At 43.5% G+C, this 15,354-nt stretch carries 17 protein-coding genes; 5 read left to right on the top strand and 12 right to left on the bottom strand.

Going from position 1 to position 15,354, the window contains the following annotated elements:
- Positions 1–411 (top strand): WD40 repeat domain-containing protein (locus AACT52_RS40985; protein WP_443216691.1); only part of this gene is annotated, 411 nt, incomplete at its 5' end.
- Positions 412–703: 292 nt separating this feature from the next.
- Here the strand turns inward: AACT52_RS40985 and AACT52_RS40980 are convergent.
- The gene (locus tag AACT52_RS40980) at positions 704–925 is read right to left on the bottom strand and encodes a hypothetical protein (protein WP_198941094.1); all 222 of its coding nucleotides are present in this window, start codon (positions 923–925) and stop codon (positions 704–706) included.
- A gap of 180 nt (positions 926–1,105) precedes the next feature.
- Between AACT52_RS40980 and AACT52_RS40975 the strand changes: the two genes are divergently transcribed.
- Positions 1,106–1,489: a hypothetical protein gene (locus AACT52_RS40975; protein WP_073635831.1), complete on the top strand. Its 384-nt coding sequence runs from the start codon at positions 1,106–1,108 to the stop codon at positions 1,487–1,489.
- Between the two features lie 686 nt (positions 1,490–2,175).
- Entirely contained in the window at positions 2,176–5,733 is a 3,558-nt protein-coding gene (locus AACT52_RS40970; RefSeq protein WP_073635830.1) for a plasmid replication protein, CyRepA1 family, read from the top strand.
- Here AACT52_RS40970 and AACT52_RS40965 read toward each other — a convergent pair.
- The 9 genes from AACT52_RS40965 to AACT52_RS40925 all read right to left on the bottom strand — a co-directional run bounded on the left by AACT52_RS40965 (position 5,726) and on the right by AACT52_RS40925 (position 12,133).
- On the bottom strand, positions 5,726–6,124 hold the full coding sequence (locus AACT52_RS40965) for a hypothetical protein (RefSeq protein WP_073635829.1): 399 nt from the start codon (positions 6,122–6,124) through the stop codon (positions 5,726–5,728). The genes AACT52_RS40970 and AACT52_RS40965 overlap by 8 nt on opposite strands.
- A 9-nt stretch (positions 6,125–6,133) precedes the next feature.
- Positions 6,134–6,529 (bottom strand): hypothetical protein, encoded by a 396-nt coding sequence (locus tag AACT52_RS40960; protein ID WP_073635828.1) that lies wholly within the window; start codon positions 6,527–6,529, stop codon positions 6,134–6,136.
- 30 nt (positions 6,530–6,559) lie between these two features.
- Positions 6,560–7,048: a hypothetical protein gene (locus tag AACT52_RS40955; RefSeq protein ID WP_073635827.1), complete on the bottom strand. Its 489-nt coding sequence runs from the start codon at positions 7,046–7,048 to the stop codon at positions 6,560–6,562.
- Positions 7,049–7,144: 96 nt separating this feature from the next.
- Positions 7,145–7,330: a hypothetical protein gene (locus tag AACT52_RS40950; protein WP_073635826.1), complete on the bottom strand. Its 186-nt coding sequence runs from the start codon at positions 7,328–7,330 to the stop codon at positions 7,145–7,147.
- Positions 7,327–10,044 carry a hypothetical protein gene (locus tag AACT52_RS40945; RefSeq protein WP_073635825.1) on the bottom strand — a complete coding sequence of 906 codons (2,718 nt, stop codon included), beginning with the start codon at positions 10,042–10,044 and terminating at the stop codon, positions 7,327–7,329. The genes AACT52_RS40950 and AACT52_RS40945 overlap by 4 nt, the downstream gene beginning before the upstream one ends.
- Before the next feature lie 2 nt (positions 10,045–10,046).
- Entirely contained in the window at positions 10,047–10,370 is a 324-nt protein-coding gene (locus AACT52_RS40940; RefSeq protein WP_073635824.1) for a hypothetical protein, read from the bottom strand.
- A 101-nt stretch (positions 10,371–10,471) separates the two neighbouring features.
- Complete coding sequence (locus AACT52_RS40935; protein ID WP_073635823.1) at positions 10,472–10,885, bottom strand: putative toxin-antitoxin system toxin component, PIN family; 414 nt, start codon at positions 10,883–10,885, stop codon at positions 10,472–10,474.
- A complete protein-coding gene (locus AACT52_RS40930; RefSeq protein ID WP_073635822.1) occupies positions 10,882–11,121 on the bottom strand; it encodes a hypothetical protein in 240 nt (79 codons plus the stop codon). The genes AACT52_RS40935 and AACT52_RS40930 overlap by 4 nt, the downstream gene beginning before the upstream one ends.
- Before the next feature lie 58 nt (positions 11,122–11,179).
- Positions 11,180–12,133 (bottom strand): tyrosine-type recombinase/integrase, encoded by a 954-nt coding sequence (locus tag AACT52_RS40925; RefSeq protein WP_083630777.1) that lies wholly within the window; start codon positions 12,131–12,133, stop codon positions 11,180–11,182.
- Between the two features lie 729 nt (positions 12,134–12,862).
- Here AACT52_RS40925 and AACT52_RS40920 point away from each other — a divergent pair.
- Positions 12,863–13,096 (top strand): EF-hand domain-containing protein, encoded by a 234-nt coding sequence (locus tag AACT52_RS40920; protein ID WP_073635820.1) that lies wholly within the window; start codon positions 12,863–12,865, stop codon positions 13,094–13,096.
- 108 nt (positions 13,097–13,204) lie between these two features.
- On the opposite strand, the gene AACT52_RS40915 is transcribed toward AACT52_RS40920, so the two are convergent.
- Together AACT52_RS40915 and AACT52_RS40910 are read right to left on the bottom strand one after the other, a co-directional pair.
- Entirely contained in the window at positions 13,205–13,768 is a 564-nt protein-coding gene (locus tag AACT52_RS40915; RefSeq protein WP_143172973.1) for a hypothetical protein, read from the bottom strand.
- Positions 13,769–14,077: 309 nt separating this feature from the next.
- Positions 14,078–14,260: a hypothetical protein gene (locus tag AACT52_RS40910; protein ID WP_143172972.1), complete on the bottom strand. Its 183-nt coding sequence runs from the start codon at positions 14,258–14,260 to the stop codon at positions 14,078–14,080.
- Between the two features lie 355 nt (positions 14,261–14,615).
- Between AACT52_RS40910 and AACT52_RS40905 the strand changes: the two genes are divergently transcribed.
- Entirely contained in the window at positions 14,616–15,167 is a 552-nt protein-coding gene (locus AACT52_RS40905) for a tyrosine-type recombinase/integrase (RefSeq protein ID WP_073635818.1), read from the top strand.
- The last annotated feature ends 187 nt before the right edge of the window (positions 15,168–15,354 follow it).

Here is a 15,354-nt window from a genome sequence, read left to right as displayed (position 1 = left end):
AAAACCATCGTCAGTGGTGGAGATGATGGCACCGTCCGCTTGTGGAATCCGCAACTCAAGCCGATTGCTCAGCCCTTCAAAGGTCATTCGGGTTCTGTCTATTCAGTAGCAATTAGCACGGACGGCAAAACCATCGTCAGTGGTGGAGATGATGGCACCGTCCGCTTGTGGAATCAGCAAGGACAGCCGATTGCTCAGCCCTTCAAAGCTCATAAGGGACCTGTCTATTCAGTAGCAATCAGCACAAACGGCAAAACCATCGTCAGTGGTGGACAAGATGGCACCGTTAGGTTATGGGATATCAATTTTGACCATTGGTTGAAAATTGCTTGTGAACGGTTGCGCTTTCATCCCGCGCTCGTTGGTGATGCCAAGGCAACTTGTCAGCCATATTTTCGTTCTTTACATTAATTCATAAAAAAACTTTATATTTTGTATATATTCGCGCTCTCCTCAAAGGGGGAATAGGGGTACGAGTAGTAACCGACTCAAATGGTACGCCAAGACCAACTTTGCTTTAAATAGAGAGGAGATGAAGCGTGACCTAGAGCAACGGGGGGCAATTTTTGGCGTGAGCCATGCAGGGCGGCTCCTTTGGAGCATCACTCTCAAGCGTGCGCGACGCGCGCTCGCTCTCCTGTTCCAACCTCAACATAACCAGTTGTCCAACTACTGTGCGACAAAATTCGGTTTTCGTCTATTCCTAGCCTTCTTGTTTCTTTTTACTATACTGAGGTTTCCAATTGATTTGTTTAACTACCTCTTGATTTTCAGGGCGCTCTAACCAACCTTCTAACGCTTCAATAAGTATTTCACTAAGCTGTTTGTCTCTGAGTGCAGCTACAGCCCTAACTATTCGATTTAAATCATCAGGAATTTGTCCGCGAAAATCCTTCTTCTCAACTGCCATATCACAATCGTGCATAACTGCCCAATTGTGCCATAGCTATAAAGTAGGTGATAAACTTTGGGAAATAGCTATTTTGGAAGTTTGGAATATTGCGGTATGATTGCATTTAACCATAATGCAATGAAATATGGAACTCCTTAGTACTGACTGTATAAAGGAAAACCTCTATAGACTTTTGCAAAAAGTCTAAATCATATGTTTACACGAATTGAGCTTGAAACAAAAACTCTTCTGCAACTAGTTACCCTATGCAACCGATACGGGTTAAAAGCACATCATGACCCAGAACAGAGGTCTTCTTGGGCGACTGTGTTGCTGTCCTTCTCCAACATCGCTATTACTCAAATGCAGCGTGGCGTGGGATTAAAGCATCCAGGGCGAGATGGCATAGAAGCTCTCATAACTGCTTATGATGCTCTAGGGTCGCCCACAGCTGAACAAGTGGCGCTCATTAAATCTTCCAGTGAAGGACGGGTTATGCCTTCTCCGTATAGATTAGAGCAACAAAAATTACTCGCTTTTTATGAAGCCAAGCGTAAGCTAGATGAAGCGATATCCCTTGTCAACTTCCAACCATAAAATAACTTAAGATTTCAGGCTGGGCAATATAAGTCCGTGACTTACTAGAGCGGATTTAAGAACATAAGGCGAGCAATTACCATTCAACCGCATATATATACGGTTACAAGGTAAGCAGACTAAGAGTTGTGCCAACTTCAACCTCAAAAAGATGAAATCACCGTGTAAAAATTGCAGCTTTCTCAATTTGGTGTAAGTGGAGCGCTTTCGTATTATTCTCAATACAAAAGCCGCAACTATCACGCGGTTTTGTCTAACTAACGAAGATACCACACTTGTTTATGTCTCAATTCTACCCAAGCATCAGCGTATATGCTAGCTTGGCATCAGCAAACCAATAAATCAGTTTACCATACATGGATAAACATTTATACTAGTTGCAATTAACCATAAAAAAAAATTTTGGGAGATTAACCGGAGGAAATCTCTAGCCATTGAACGCGGAGCAATGTAAGTAATCAGAAGTGATAGCTAACAACGGGAGCAGTGATAACTGCTAACAGAGGAGCCACCAAATCTCTAGTACCTAGAACGCAAGCACTCAGGCAACATAAACGATTCCTGGCAATCGTACCAAAATCCAATTGATGTTTTAGTTTAATTACCTCAAAGCTATCACATTCTCCGTTCAGTGGGTGCAGTTAATCCCCCAAAGTTCAAAACTTGAACTTTTGGAAGTGATGTGAATGCTTAACTGGAAACCATTTAACCGTCTACCCAACGCCCAAGAGATTGTCAACGGACTCAAGAAAATCCCTTCACACTGGTCGTTGACCCCCCTACAGGACAAATCACCACGACGCAAGGGCTGGCAAACAGAAGGTTTTATCCCTCATACAGAGATTGCCCGACTGATACTCAATGGCGAGCACAAAATTAGCAGCAAGGGCAATTCATACACTCGTTACTGGTCTGGGTTTGGGCTACGGACAGGCGATGTGTCTGGTGGTTTGTCGGTGATTGACGTTGACGGACCAACTGCCCAACCATTGCTCAATGCAATCAGTGGTGGTGATATTCCCTCAACTGTCGGCTGGAGCAGCGGTAAACCAGGACGCTACCAGATAGCATTTCAAATCCCAGATGAAATCAGACCACTCCTTGAGGACTTTAACCGCAAAGCGCTGACTGAGTGGGGAGAACTTAAAACCGCACGCTCTGAGTCCGGTAAACCAACTGAATTACTAGAGTTTCGCTATAACCGCTGTCAATCCTGTTTACCACCCAGCCGTCACCCAGAAACAGGCGCTTACAAGTGGATTAACTCACCAGACACCACTGCTGTAGCACTCGCCCCCCAATGGCTTTGTGAATTGCTCATTAAGTTTGCTACCTCTGAGAAAAAACTTGAACAAGAACGCCTAGAACGGGCTATAAGATGGGCAGAACTCCAAAAACGGGTCAAATATCAAAACGGTGTCGTAACCGACCTTGTTGACTTCCTAGAGTTTGAAATTCTCCCCCGCCTTTCCCCAGAACAAATTTTCTGCTGGGAGGGTCACAACTTTAGGGAATACGGTAACACCCTCAAAGGCTGTCCCCCTTGGCGTACTTCTACCAGTGGTACGTCCTTCCATGTCTGGTGGGACGGTACACACTGGGCATGGCAAGATAAAGCCACAGGAGAGGGCGGTGGTGCCGTCCAGTACCGCTGGAAACTAGAGGGGGGGCTAGGAACCCCAAAAGGCAAAGATTTTGTTCATATAGTGGCACAACTGGCACTAGTTGCTGGCGTTTCCATACCAGAGCAGCTGCATTTACAACACACTACCAGTGAAGCAGAAATACAAGCCGCTGCTGCTAGAGAAAAAGAGCAACAGGAATGGCAGGAGAACCAAGAGCGCTACTTAGGAGATCGCCACCAGCAAAACAAAGTACAATGGCTTGCCGAATACCCAGAACGGGTGAAATGGACCCAAAAGCGCTTAAACGATTTTACCCCTTGGGTGAGCGAACAGCGTAATGAACGCTTTTTGAATTTAAAAGTTGAGAATTTCAAACCAGGGGTTTACCTGATTAAATCTGGCACCGGAACAGGTAAAACAACACTCGCCAAAGACATTGTTCATCATTTTGGTGCAGGTAATGTCGTCAGCTACAGAAATTCTCTATTAGAACAATTTTGTACATCCATCCTCAAATTGCGTTTCCTTTGGGACATTCAAACAAATGACCCCACGCTCAACAAAAAACTCCTGGCATCAACCGCTTGGGTGGCAGCTTGCATTGATTCGCTGCACAAGCTTCCACCGAAAAAGGTGTTAATTCTAGAAGAAGTTGACAAATTAATCAACCATTTACTCTTAGGAAAAACCTGTAAGAAAAACCGCTCTGTCAAGATTAGAGCATTTGAAGAACATTATAAAGCGGCTGAATATGTCTTTTGCTTTGATGCCGATTTATCCGGCACTGCTGCTAAATACCTGAATAAACTTGCGCCAGAAAAACAGATTTTTGGGATTCACAACGTCCATCAAATTGAGCCTTGGAACTGCTACTTTTACAATGGAGCAGTCAGTAAGAAAACTGGTAACACAAAACAAAACAGTAGAAAGGACTATGAAGCAGACCTAATTAACGCTTACCTCCAAGGTGAAAAGATACTTGTAGTCAGCGACTCTCAGCGCTGGCTTGCTGGACTGGAACTACTGTTTAGAACCTTAGCTCCAGAACGCGACGGTTTGCGCGTAGACAGTTTTACCAAAACTGAAAATCCACAAGTTGATGCATTCTTGAAAAATCCCAATGCTTGGATTACAGACAACGCCCCTTCCTTCCTTTTTCTATCACCAACCGCTGAGGCGTCATTAGACATCACCATTGACTGGTTTGATGCCGTTTGGGGAATGTTTGTCGGTTCTATCAGCCACTGGGGCGCAATGCAGATGCTAGCACGCTTACGCACTGCTGTACCGAGGTATATCTTTGCACGTACCCATTCATTAACAGATGACCAATCTTCCCGTTCTCCACTCCCTACTGTCATCGCTAAGCACATCCTCAGAACGCACACTGAGACAGTACACGAAATTGCCCTTGTGGAGAAACTGGCTCAAAATGATGATTTTGCTCTTCTTAGGACACTTAGTACAATGTTAGACCCCAAGAGTGAAAAATGGAACAACCCCCACGTTGAAGCACTGTGCGACTATGTCGCACGAGATAACTATTCGCGGGCTAACCTGCGCGAAAACTTGTTTAACTCCTTGCAACAGTCAGGGCATAATTTATTTTTACAGCCCCTAGATTGGGAAATCTCCGAATCCAGGGTGACAAAAGCTACTGATGAAGTCCTTATGTCCTGGGCGGATGCGATTTGCAACGCACCGGATATTACGACTGAGGCTGCAAGAGAGATTCTTGCTGATATGAACGCCACTCCCGAGGAGCGGTTTACAGCACAAAAGGCACTTCTCAAAGAAAGGTTACCAGAATTGGAGTTGACCGAACAATTTATCTTTGAGCGCTATCTAAAAGACCATAGCTGGATTAAGCATCAAGAAACCCACTGGTTGCTGTTCCACCCCGAAGTGCAGCAAGAAATTGATGTACAGCGGTGGAAAAATGCGCTCTTGTCCGATACTCCTGTTTGGGATATCCGCACCAACTTTCTTGCCATTAAAACCATGCGCGAATTGGGCTTACCTGAAATTATCACCAATTGGGGCGAATGGACCAAAGACTCACCTGAATTAATCGCCTTCAAGCAAAAAGCCCTTTCAATGCAGCAACGAGTCAAACTCGCATTCAACATTACTGTCAATGAAGATTCTGACCCCTGCTACCTACTCCAGCGGTTACTAAAAAAAGCGGGTATCCCTGTTAAGCGTCGCGAATTCCGTAGAGGTTTGGAGCGAGGAAGAATTTACAGCATTGACCGTGAATCACTCTCAACAGGTGATTATAAAGCTGTCTGGGATGCGTTAACACGCAAATATACTCATTATGTCGGGATGACACAAACCACCTTTTCTGAAATATCTTTAGAAAGCCAGTTTGCGTCACTCACCCCACAACAGACACAGCAGTTCATGGCTCAAATGCTGAAACCACCACCAGGTGAGGAATTGGACCTCAAGGCTGCTAATGTCGAGTTAGTTTTAGAAGCAATGGAGTGTCCCAACGGAATTGAGATGGTGCAGGTCCTAACTGAGAACTGGTGTACTAGTTTTGCAAAAGAAGTTTATGATTTACTGCCCCCTGAGTTACAAATGCGACTTCCGTTTCTGATAAAAGCTAGTTAATGGGTTCATCAACACCTGTATATTTCCAAACAGTCAATCTAATATGCGTCAACCAATAAGCTGGAATAAAATTCAGCTCATACTCATTTGAGAAATTCGGGAACCTAACCAAGGTCACTCGATTTAGGGGCATCCTAACAGTGGTTGCGTCTGCTGTCGGTATTCCTAATCCCAAATTCACTCTTTGAATGAGATTTCCTGCGTATCTCCAATGAGGTTTGGCTGTTTTGGAAGTACAGCGTACAGCCAAGATATGTTCAGTCAATGGTGTAATGAGTTCAAATGCAGGAATAGCAACAAGCAATCCTGTTACTGTTGTTGTGGCAACCCGTTCCTGGTTAAAAGTTAACTTCCAATTCTGGGAATTGTTAAGGTCAAGAACAGGTTCCATAAAGTGAAATTAGATATAAATCCGCTTTTTGGGAATGCGTATTGCATCAATATCTTTTCCATAAATCTTTTTCCCCTTAGCAGATTTCAGAGCTGTACCCACCTTGTCAGGGTCACACACAACTCTTAAAGTGGCACCACCTTTAACACGGACGGATAAGTTAATGAATCCGGTGCCTTGCTGCAATTTTAATCCGGTTTCTTTCTTGCCATCATCGCTATCAACATCTTGCAATCCCAAAACATCTAACAAATCTTTGTATTTGTCAGTAGGTGCATTGAAAAGATGCTTTGTAGATTTCACCATAAAAGTGTGATATTTCTTGACATCGGGCGCGTTAGAAGCCCCTCCAATGCCGTCAGAACCAATTGGGTTACTGCCTTCTATCTGTGGATTGTCTGCCATAAAGCTTTCTCCTTATAAACTTAAAAGTGATTAGGCAAGATAAGGGTTAGCGCTGACTGATATCGTTCCATCAGTCGCCACTGAGAAAGTTATTGGGAATTCAGCGTTAATCGTTGCAATGTTAGTTTCTGTTGCATAGCTAAGTTGCACTTTATCTCCAACATCCGGTTGAGATTTCTCAGTATTTTGTAACCTTTGAAAAAGCTCTAAAACTGCTTGTGGTAAAGTAGTAGCTTTTAAATCACCATCAGTCGTAAAAGGAGTACCAAGATAATCTACAGCAGAGAAAGTTACTTTCCCATCATTACTAAAGTCGGCTGATAAAGGTAATGCAGCTTGCACCTGAATAACATTGTCACCAGTAAAAAAGGAGACTGCAATATTATTTGGAAAAGCTTCAGGAGATGCAGCTTGTGCAGCGCGTTCAGCGTTTTGTAGTATCAATGCTGCTTCCATTGCTATCCCTTCTAAAGTGGTTGATTTTAAGGTGCCACCTGCACCTGGATCAAAAGCTGCCATGTATACATCAAATGTAAGGTTTATACCAAGCTAGCTTTGTCGTCTGATATCGTAAAGCAATATCTGAATTTTGGTTAGTTGGGACTTAAGCCCCAACTAGGATATTGATACATACCACTTGCCCCCTGTTTTTAAACCGATTAAGTGTCCTTGAAGTATCCGACGCCTAACAGTTTGCGGGTGTATATACTTAGTTGCCGCGTATTCTGCAATTGGTACGAGTTTATTAAGCTCAGTTGCAGCTTTCCAGTAATTAGCAAGGTATGGTGCAGTGACAGTCATGAGAATCGTACTATCCAATCAGGAATAGTATTTTGTTGACCAGTCGAAAAGAATTTCGCCATTTTAGGAATGACAGTAATTTCTTTTAAAGCTTTCCCTTTACGGATTGTTCCACCTTTTAAGTAAGAATTCGTTAGATACTCAGGACTAATAATCTGTTGACAAGCATTGATGATTTTTCTAGCTTCTGATTGACTGTAAGCATTGACTATCACTTTGCTGTTATCATTAAGAGTCAAGATTTCTTCCCAGCTACCTTTTTTATACCCAGGCACAGGAGAAGTTTTAGGTTTATTCCCTTTGTAATGTGGAATCGTAATTGCATACATTGGTGAACCAACTTTGCCATTGCCTAAATCTTCTCCAAATTGAATAACTAATTGTGGTCTTCCGGCTTCAGGGCGTATCTGCCACCAGTCGGGGACGGCTGCATAACATTCACAATCAAAAGATTTGTTCTTTTGCAGACATAATTCTTCAGCAATCAAAGCTGTTGATTCAAATTGAATTTGAGTTTTGAGAATTTCAGAACCATTAGGTGTTGCTAAAACTTGCACTGTTGTAGATATACGTTTTGGCTTCCATTCTCCATCTTGAAGTTCACACACAACTGTTGGCACTTCTAAATCAAGCCAAAAAATGCTATTAGTTTCTAATTTTGAGTGGACTTCTTTTATTGTTTCTTTAATAAAAACAATGCAGGGTTCGTCACAGATATTAGTTGTAGTTGTTGGTGGATTGTTGGGCGGTTCCGGCTCTGGTTCTTGTGGGTTGGGTGCTGGTGATGTTCCTGGTGTTGGCGATTGAGTTGGTTCCGGCGTTGGTTCCGGTTGTGGTTCTGGTGAATTTGATTGATTTGGTATTGGTTCCGGCGCAGGAGTGGGTGTTGGTTCTTCTTGGGGTGTTGGTTCGGGTTGTGGTTGTGGGGCAGGTGTGGGGCTAGAGGAAGGAGTTGGTTCCTCCTCGGGTGTTGGGTCGCGTTGTGGTTGTGGGGCAGGTGTGGGGCTAGAGGAAGGAGTTGGTTCCTCCTCGGGTGTTGGGTCGCGTTGTGGTTGTGGGGCAGGGCTAGAGGAAGGAGTTGGTTCCTGGTTGGGTGTTGGTTCGGGGCTTGGCGTCGGCGTCGGCGTTGGTTCTGGTTCTGGCTGTGGAGTAGGGGCGGGTACAGGTACAGGTTCAGGTTCTGGTTTTGGTTCTGGTGTTGGGTCGGGTTGTGGTTGTGGGGCAGGTTCCGGGCTGGTTTGTGGAGTTGGTGAACCGTCGGGTATTGGTTCCGGGCTTGGCGTCGGCGTCGGCGTTGGTTCTGGTTCTGGCTGTGGAGTAGGGGCGGGTACAGGTACAGGTTCAGGTTCTGGTTTTGGTTCTGGTGTTGGGTCGGGTTGTGGTTGTGGGGCAGGTTCCGGGCTGGTTTGTGGAGTTGGTGAACCGTCGGGTATTGGTTCCGGGCTTGGCGTCGGCGTCGGCGTTGGTTCTGGTTCTGGCTGTGGAGTAGGGGCGGGTACAGGTACAGGTTCAGGTTCTGGTTTTGGTTCTGGTGTTGGGTCGGGTTGTGGTTGTGGGGCAGGTTCCGGGCTGGTTTGTGGAGTTGGTGAACCGTCGGGTATTGGTTCCGGGCTTGGCGTCGGCGTCGGCGTTGGTTCTGGTTCTGGCTGTGGAGTAGGGGCAGGTACAGGTACAGGTACAGGTTCTGGTGTTGGCGCGGGTGTTGGTTCCGGTTGGGGTTTTGGCGATTGGCTTGGTAGGAGCGGGTGCGGGTCTACTACTGGATCTGTGGGGTCTACTACTGGTGTTCCAGGTCTTACAAAAGGAACAATTTCATGATCAGGAAATTGAAGAGGAGTAAGTGGAACTGGAAATGCTGGAAGATAATCTGGAAATGTTGTAGGAATCTGTAGAGGTTGTTCTATCGTCGGCGCACTAATATCTTGAATAGAAGGCAAAAATCTTGAGGGGAATTCTATTGAACGAGAAGGAACAATATTAGTTTTAGGGAAAGTTCTTGGTCGTCGTGCTATTTCATTATCAAGATTTAAATCGCCCGTCAGAACTCCTCTATTTAACCTATCTCCTATTTGAATCTTTTTTGGAGGAATTTTATCAAGAGTTGACTGCCAGTCAGATTCATTTAAAGAATTTAAAAATTTTTGTCTATCCCTCCAGTTAACACCATCCCAAGGGAAATAAGATTCTTCTTTTGCTGTACCGGGATAAAATGTAATAGACTCGTCTGTACCTTCATAATAAGCAGGTTCACCATTGACATAAAGCCAGTCGGCATCGCATCGCATTATTACATCTCCCCAATACACCTCGTAAACGGGTGCATTAGGAGATTCAGTGCGGTAGAGATTAAAAGAAGGTCGCACTTCCCAAGTATCACCAGGTTCTAAATAATAAGCATAGTCAGGGTCATAATATCCTTTTGAAACACAAATACCTTCGTCGTAAGCTTTATCACCATCAACTTCTTGCCACTTAATATATTTTCTAATTTGATAAGGTGTTTCGGGATTATTAGCAATATACTTTTGTGCAGCCTTGATGCGTAATTCTTCAACTTGCTCTTTCTGGAGCAAGTAATAAGTCGCGCCAGCAATCACGGCACCTGCAACTACAACAGGAAGAGCAAAAGCTGCAAGTTCTACAGCGGTTCCATATAAAAGTACGTCTTTGACAAGTTCGACGACTAAAGGGATGCCAGCAGCAGGGATAGGCATGATTAGCTTTTAAATTCAGTCGGAATAGAAGCACTAGAAAATTCTTGGATGTGAGTCCAGATTTTTGTTTGACCTTTCTGCCAGTTGGAACTCAACTGAAATGAATTTCTAGTGACGAATCTCCACTGAGGACTAGCATTAATCTCAGCCGGAACAAAAAATGGAGCGGCGGTGCAAGTTTTGACAGTAACAGCATTGGCTGAATTCGTGCCTTCTACTGCTGTCACAGTTTCGTTGAGATATCCGAGAACGAGTGCAGCCCAAACAAGGAGCTTTTCAACAGTATCAACAGAAGCGGGGATGTCAGCACGGTTTAATGCAGTCATTTTTTGGCATTTTTGACATAGGCATTTCCTTTTATAAGCGATGCATTAATTGTTCACAAGTATTTTTAGAGAATCCCCGTGGCGATGACTCCCGGGGAGTGTCAACCCTTGACATCACAAACTAGCTTTTTAAATAAAGATACTGAAATAATAGCTGTCTTGACCAAACTTTGAGCCGAATTAAAATCAGAATCACCTGTTACTAAAAAATCTGCCTCTGCTGCTATAGCACAAGCCAGAAACTTTGCATCTTTTCTGTCTCTTGGAAAATCAATTTCCACATTAACCTCAATAAGTATCGTCAAATTCTCCAGAATTTCAAACCACTCCGAGCGGATTTCTGGAGTCAATTTGAATTTAGAGCGACTCAAAACCTCCTTATATTCTGTTAAAATTTCTTCAGACACAATCCACTCATAATCAGGATTGTCAACAACAAATTGAATAACTGCTCTTGGTTCTCTCCCCTTGAGTACAGCAGAAACTAAAACATTCGTATCAATAATAATCTTCATTCGCCCCGACGGTATGCCTCAATTTCTGCTGCTATATCTTCTTCTGTAATCTCTTGTACTTCTGTTCGAGACTGCGTTCTATCAAATAAATCTCTAACTTTTTCACTCATTGCAGACCTCTCCGGCTCTTCTGCCAAGATAATGACTTCAACGCGCTGTCCTCGCTGAAATGGTAAATTAGATAAAACGACATTATTTGGGTCTTCAATCGTGACGTATATTTTGTATGCGTTCATTTTTATTTAATCCTTGTCAGTTGAAAGAATTGCTCACATTTACTCTCTTCTGAAATCCTCATCGCGCTAAGTATAAACCGCTACTGTCATTCGGCTTGGCGTGGGCATAACGGCTCGTCGTGTCTAACGACTTATGACCCAACGTATGCTGTACCAACTGTGTCGGTGCTCCCCTGTCCATCGCGTGTGATGCATGGCTGTGGCGTAACCAGTGCGGCGACACCCGTCCTTGGACTTGAGCTAGTTCCCCAGCCTTTGCAACAATGTCGCGGATTTGGCGTACCTGAAGCGGTTTTTTGCCTTTGCGACTGGGAAACACCGCAGAATCGGGGTTATTATCAACTCTTGTCGCCAGGAGCGCTTCATAAAGCTGTTTTGGGATAACCACCCTCCTAGTCTCCTCCCCCTTGCCAAACAGCGTCACCTGTCCGTGTCCGTCCCGGTTGGGTGAAATGTCTCTCCACCGCAGAATTGCCATTTCTCCGACTCTTGCCCCAGTGTAGTAGAAAAACTCGACAATCAAACGGTCGCGTTCTGGTAGCGGCGCAGCCATCATGCTGATTGCTTGCCTTTCGGTTAAAATGCGTTCTGCCAAAGTGTCTTTGCGTTTAGGCAATTTTACCTTCACTCCAACGTTATACCGCAAGTAATCAATCGAATGTCCAAACCGCAACAAACTTCTCATTGACGCCAGACGCCTCCTCCGGGTGGCAGATGCTAACCCTTTGACTTCCAAATAATCAGCGTAAGCTTGCAAATCGTTGAGCGTCACCGTCCGCAAGTCCAAATCATTTAACCTGACATTTTTGGGGTTTTCTTGTACCAAAAACCCAATAAACCCCCTGACATCTGCTTCATAGTTCCTCCGAGACTGAGGCGTTTTGTCATGCAGCCATAAAGCGACTAATTGAGCAGTTCCAGAGACATCAGCCATCCGCTCAACGGGTACTGAGAGCGCTGTAGAGTCAGCAGAGATTTCTTGTGATAACATGACGGACAATAGAATTAGCATTTTTCATCCCCACCCAAACTGCTTCTATCGGTGGGGATATCTATCAGTATTTTCCGATAAAACGGACTCCAATCGCCGCAAACCCACATTTTAGGTGATTCAATCTAAGACAATATTCCGCTAACGCGTAGATATCCTCAGACAGTAAAGTACACGCTTCACGGATTCTTGCAGCGGTAAACAGACATACGCCAAACAGGGTTTTATCACGCTCCGAGTCAAATCCTTGGGCGAAAAGCTGCAATATCTCGGGGTCAAATGAGCAACTACGCAGAAAGTTACGATAAGGAGTTGAGGACCTGCTGGTAACATCCTGGTTAGCAAGGATAAAACTGTACCATTTGAACGCCTCTAATTTTTGTAGCCTGAAACCCTTATGGCTACGTTGTAAAATGCTGTATCAAATAGAGTATAGGTTATTTGGTACATCGAGAATTGCGAAAAATATCGATTTGCAGAATGCTTATCTAGTAAGGGTTACAGCCTTAGCGTAAGTTTCTGTACGATTGCTCATTTAGCCCCTATCTCTTGCTGCGTTAGAATTTTGGCGCGACCGTGCCGATTGATTTTCATCGCCAGACCAAAAACACTGTGATCCACAGCCTACACCTGATCTAAGCCCCAGCGATACCCGTTTCTACGTCTAAGGACATAAGTTTATTTAATTTTGAGATATTAATGAGATATTAATGAGGTATTAAATTGAAAAATTAATTCCGATAAAAAGTTATGGCAACCGAGCAAGAGCTGAAATCTCTTTTTAATAATTTAGATCGCGATCAAGACGGCAAAATCTCCATTAATGAGCTTTTTTTAAGTCCTGGATTAAGTGCAATTATCTTATCAGAAACAAATACCACTAGCCCCCAGGAGTTACTGTCACGGTATGGTTTAGTCGAAGACGGTAGTATTACCTTTGAAGAGTTAAAGGAAGTAGTTGAGAAAGCACATAATTTAACCTAGCAGTCAAAAACCCAATACCTAAAATCCCTCTCTAGACCACGCTTTGAGGGATTTGCAATTTCTAGGTCATTGGTGACTTGCTCCCGGAAATTCCAGTGTCTTTTGCTTTTAGAGATTAAATGGTTCTAAGATTTGGATAGGCATTTTTATACCGTTAAAAGTAGAAAATAATGGTTGATTCAAAAGGTCATAAGAGTTGACTACGACTATTTGAGGAATAGCGCCAGTCTTCAGAAAATTTATTGCATGATTGGGTATTTCGTCAAAAAATACAGCCGTGTGTATAACTCCTTTATGTTGAATAGCAATATCTAAAACTGTTTCAAGTACCAGACCAAAATTCCAAAGTTCATCGATTGTTGGAATCGCATCTTTTCTTGTTGACTCAGTATTAAATAAATATTCATCCCAAACTATCTCAATAATGGTGTTTTCACTTTTTGCAATTGGATAATCTGGAAAAATCCCCCAGTATGGTGCGTCTCTGTTTACACGCCAAGTAATAGTTGGTAAGACTTCACTCTTGACATATGCGTCATATCCGACAAATTTGGCTTCTTCTCTCAAGAATTTAATAAGTAAATCTTGAGCGTATTTTTGAGCGTAAGTTTTAGATTTTTTATTGAAGTTGTCCATTATTGAGTTTTTCTCCTTAATTTGTTTCGTCGTCAAAATTAATCAAACTCATTTGAATCATAATTCGATACCACCGTCAAATTCTTCTGGGTCGGCGAAAATAGAAGGTTCGTGTCACCAGGTGCAGCCTTGTAAAGTTTTGTAAAAATGACCGATTTTTCAGGGTTAATTGATAAGCAATACAAATGATAACTTTGCCTAGTTTGTCTCCTTTTAGGCAATGTTTTTTAGTTTCGAGACGGAGTAATAATACTTTGAAACAAACACTTCCAGATGCTCCAAGTTCCGTTTTAGGCAAAGTTATTTTACTGTCTCTGCATTAGGAAAATTATTTGTGCAACAAATCTATTTGCGCGAGCGTTTAAATCTCGTACCAATCTCTGTAATTCTTGCTGTATAAGGTTTATAGCCATCGGCTGCACCTAGTGACACGAACCTTCGATCTACGCCCAGTCGTAGTTTTGATGTGTTCTTCGGATTGGCTGTCAGTATCAATATTGTTTTGATACCCGTGTCAGAGTTACTCATAAGAGTATTTTCAAGCAGTGGTTGGCTTTATATATTGATAAAGTTTAAACTGTATGCTATCCAGGTTAGTCAAGAAAACACCTCTACTCAAGCGGATTTGGACAGCACAAATCTGGAAATTAAGGCAACCAGATCATACCTGCACTTGGTAACAACGCTCTTATGATAAGCAGAAATTATCAGGTCAGTGATATCAACGAAAGAATACGGGTTGTAGCGGTAGTCATTGATAAGCCTGAATTAAGTTGAGGCTTCTGGGTTGTCGTTGAAAACGGAATCATAAGAGTTTTCGGGTTGTACTCCACGAAAAGCAGATAACGTGTAAACTACTGATATTAGTTAATACTAACTCACAATGAAGGTCAACGGAAACGGACAAGGGAAAATTTTAACCCCGGAAGAATTACGGCTGTTATTTACTGATGGATTGACCAACCCACGCGACCGCGCTCTATTTGCCATCTGCTTATTCACTGGTTGTCGAGTGTCCGAAGCGCTGGGACTTAACACCACGGACATTAAAAGCGGAACGTTAACTTTTAGGAAGTCTACCACCAAAGGGAAACTCAAAACTCGGGTTGTAGATATTCAACCCGGATTAGCTGCATTTTTGGCGGAGCATCAACCAAAGCCAGGGGCGTTGTTCCCAGGCAAGCGCGGTATTACTGAGCGACTGACGCGGTTTGCAGCTGAGAAGATTCTGAAAAATGCCTGCAAGCGCGTGGGCTTAGTTGGTGTCAGTACTCACAGCTTTAGGCGGACGGCGTTAACTCAGATGTGTAGCGCTGGTATTCCACTGCGGCATATCCAAGAAATTAGCGGTCACAATGACTTGGGAACTTTGCAGCGGTATTTGGAAGTGACACCAGAGCAAAGGAAGAAAGCTGTTTCTGTTATTGGTTTTTGAACTAGGCTGTACTTTGAAATAGAGCCATTGGCTTTGCCATAGTAGAACACCTCAACTCATCCCTCTATTATGCAACGCCGGATATGGTTGCTGGTGATGGAGTGCTGGTTTGGAAATCTGGAGATAAAGCAGGGATTTATGCGAGCACAAATTCTAATTGTTGTACAATCACTGAAAATACTTATTT

Source organism: Scytonema sp. HK-05, assembly GCF_963872035.1.
In the GTDB taxonomy this organism is placed as follows: Bacteria; Cyanobacteriota; Cyanobacteriia; order Cyanobacteriales; family Nostocaceae; genus Kalymmatonema.
Note: the sequence above shows the minus strand (reverse complement) of the source record. Positions and strands in the feature narration are given on the sequence as shown.

Bases quoted from the DNA above. Each gene is read 5' to 3' on its own strand.
- AACT52_RS40980 (WP_198941094.1), bottom strand. From the start codon at position 925: ATGCACGATTGTGATATGGCAGTTGAGAAGAAGGATTTTCGCGGACAA.
- AACT52_RS40975 (WP_073635831.1), top strand. From the start codon at position 1,106: ATGTTTACACGAATTGAGCTTGAAACAAAAACTCTTCTGCAACTAGTT.
- AACT52_RS40970 (WP_073635830.1), top strand. From the start codon at position 2,176: ATGCTTAACTGGAAACCATTTAACCGTCTACCCAACGCCCAAGAGATT.
- AACT52_RS40965 (WP_073635829.1), bottom strand. From the start codon at position 6,124: ATGGAACCTGTTCTTGACCTTAACAATTCCCAGAATTGGAAGTTAACT.
- AACT52_RS40960 (WP_073635828.1), bottom strand. From the start codon at position 6,529: ATGGCAGACAATCCACAGATAGAAGGCAGTAACCCAATTGGTTCTGAC.
- AACT52_RS40955 (WP_073635827.1), bottom strand. From the start codon at position 7,048: ATGGCAGCTTTTGATCCAGGTGCAGGTGGCACCTTAAAATCAACCACT.
- AACT52_RS40950 (WP_073635826.1), bottom strand. From the start codon at position 7,330: ATGACTGTCACTGCACCATACCTTGCTAATTACTGGAAAGCTGCAACT.
- AACT52_RS40945 (WP_073635825.1), bottom strand. From the start codon at position 10,044: ATGCCTATCCCTGCTGCTGGCATCCCTTTAGTCGTCGAACTTGTCAAA.
- AACT52_RS40940 (WP_073635824.1), bottom strand. From the start codon at position 10,370: ATGACTGCATTAAACCGTGCTGACATCCCCGCTTCTGTTGATACTGTT.
- AACT52_RS40935 (WP_073635823.1), bottom strand. From the start codon at position 10,885: ATGAAGATTATTATTGATACGAATGTTTTAGTTTCTGCTGTACTCAAG.
- AACT52_RS40930 (WP_073635822.1), bottom strand. From the start codon at position 11,121: ATGAACGCATACAAAATATACGTCACGATTGAAGACCCAAATAATGTC.
- AACT52_RS40925 (WP_083630777.1), bottom strand. From the start codon at position 12,133: ATGCTAATTCTATTGTCCGTCATGTTATCACAAGAAATCTCTGCTGAC.
- AACT52_RS40920 (WP_073635820.1), top strand. From the start codon at position 12,863: ATGGCAACCGAGCAAGAGCTGAAATCTCTTTTTAATAATTTAGATCGC.
- AACT52_RS40910 (WP_143172972.1), bottom strand. From the start codon at position 14,260: ATGAGTAACTCTGACACGGGTATCAAAACAATATTGATACTGACAGCC.
- AACT52_RS40905 (WP_073635818.1), top strand. From the start codon at position 14,616: ATGAAGGTCAACGGAAACGGACAAGGGAAAATTTTAACCCCGGAAGAA.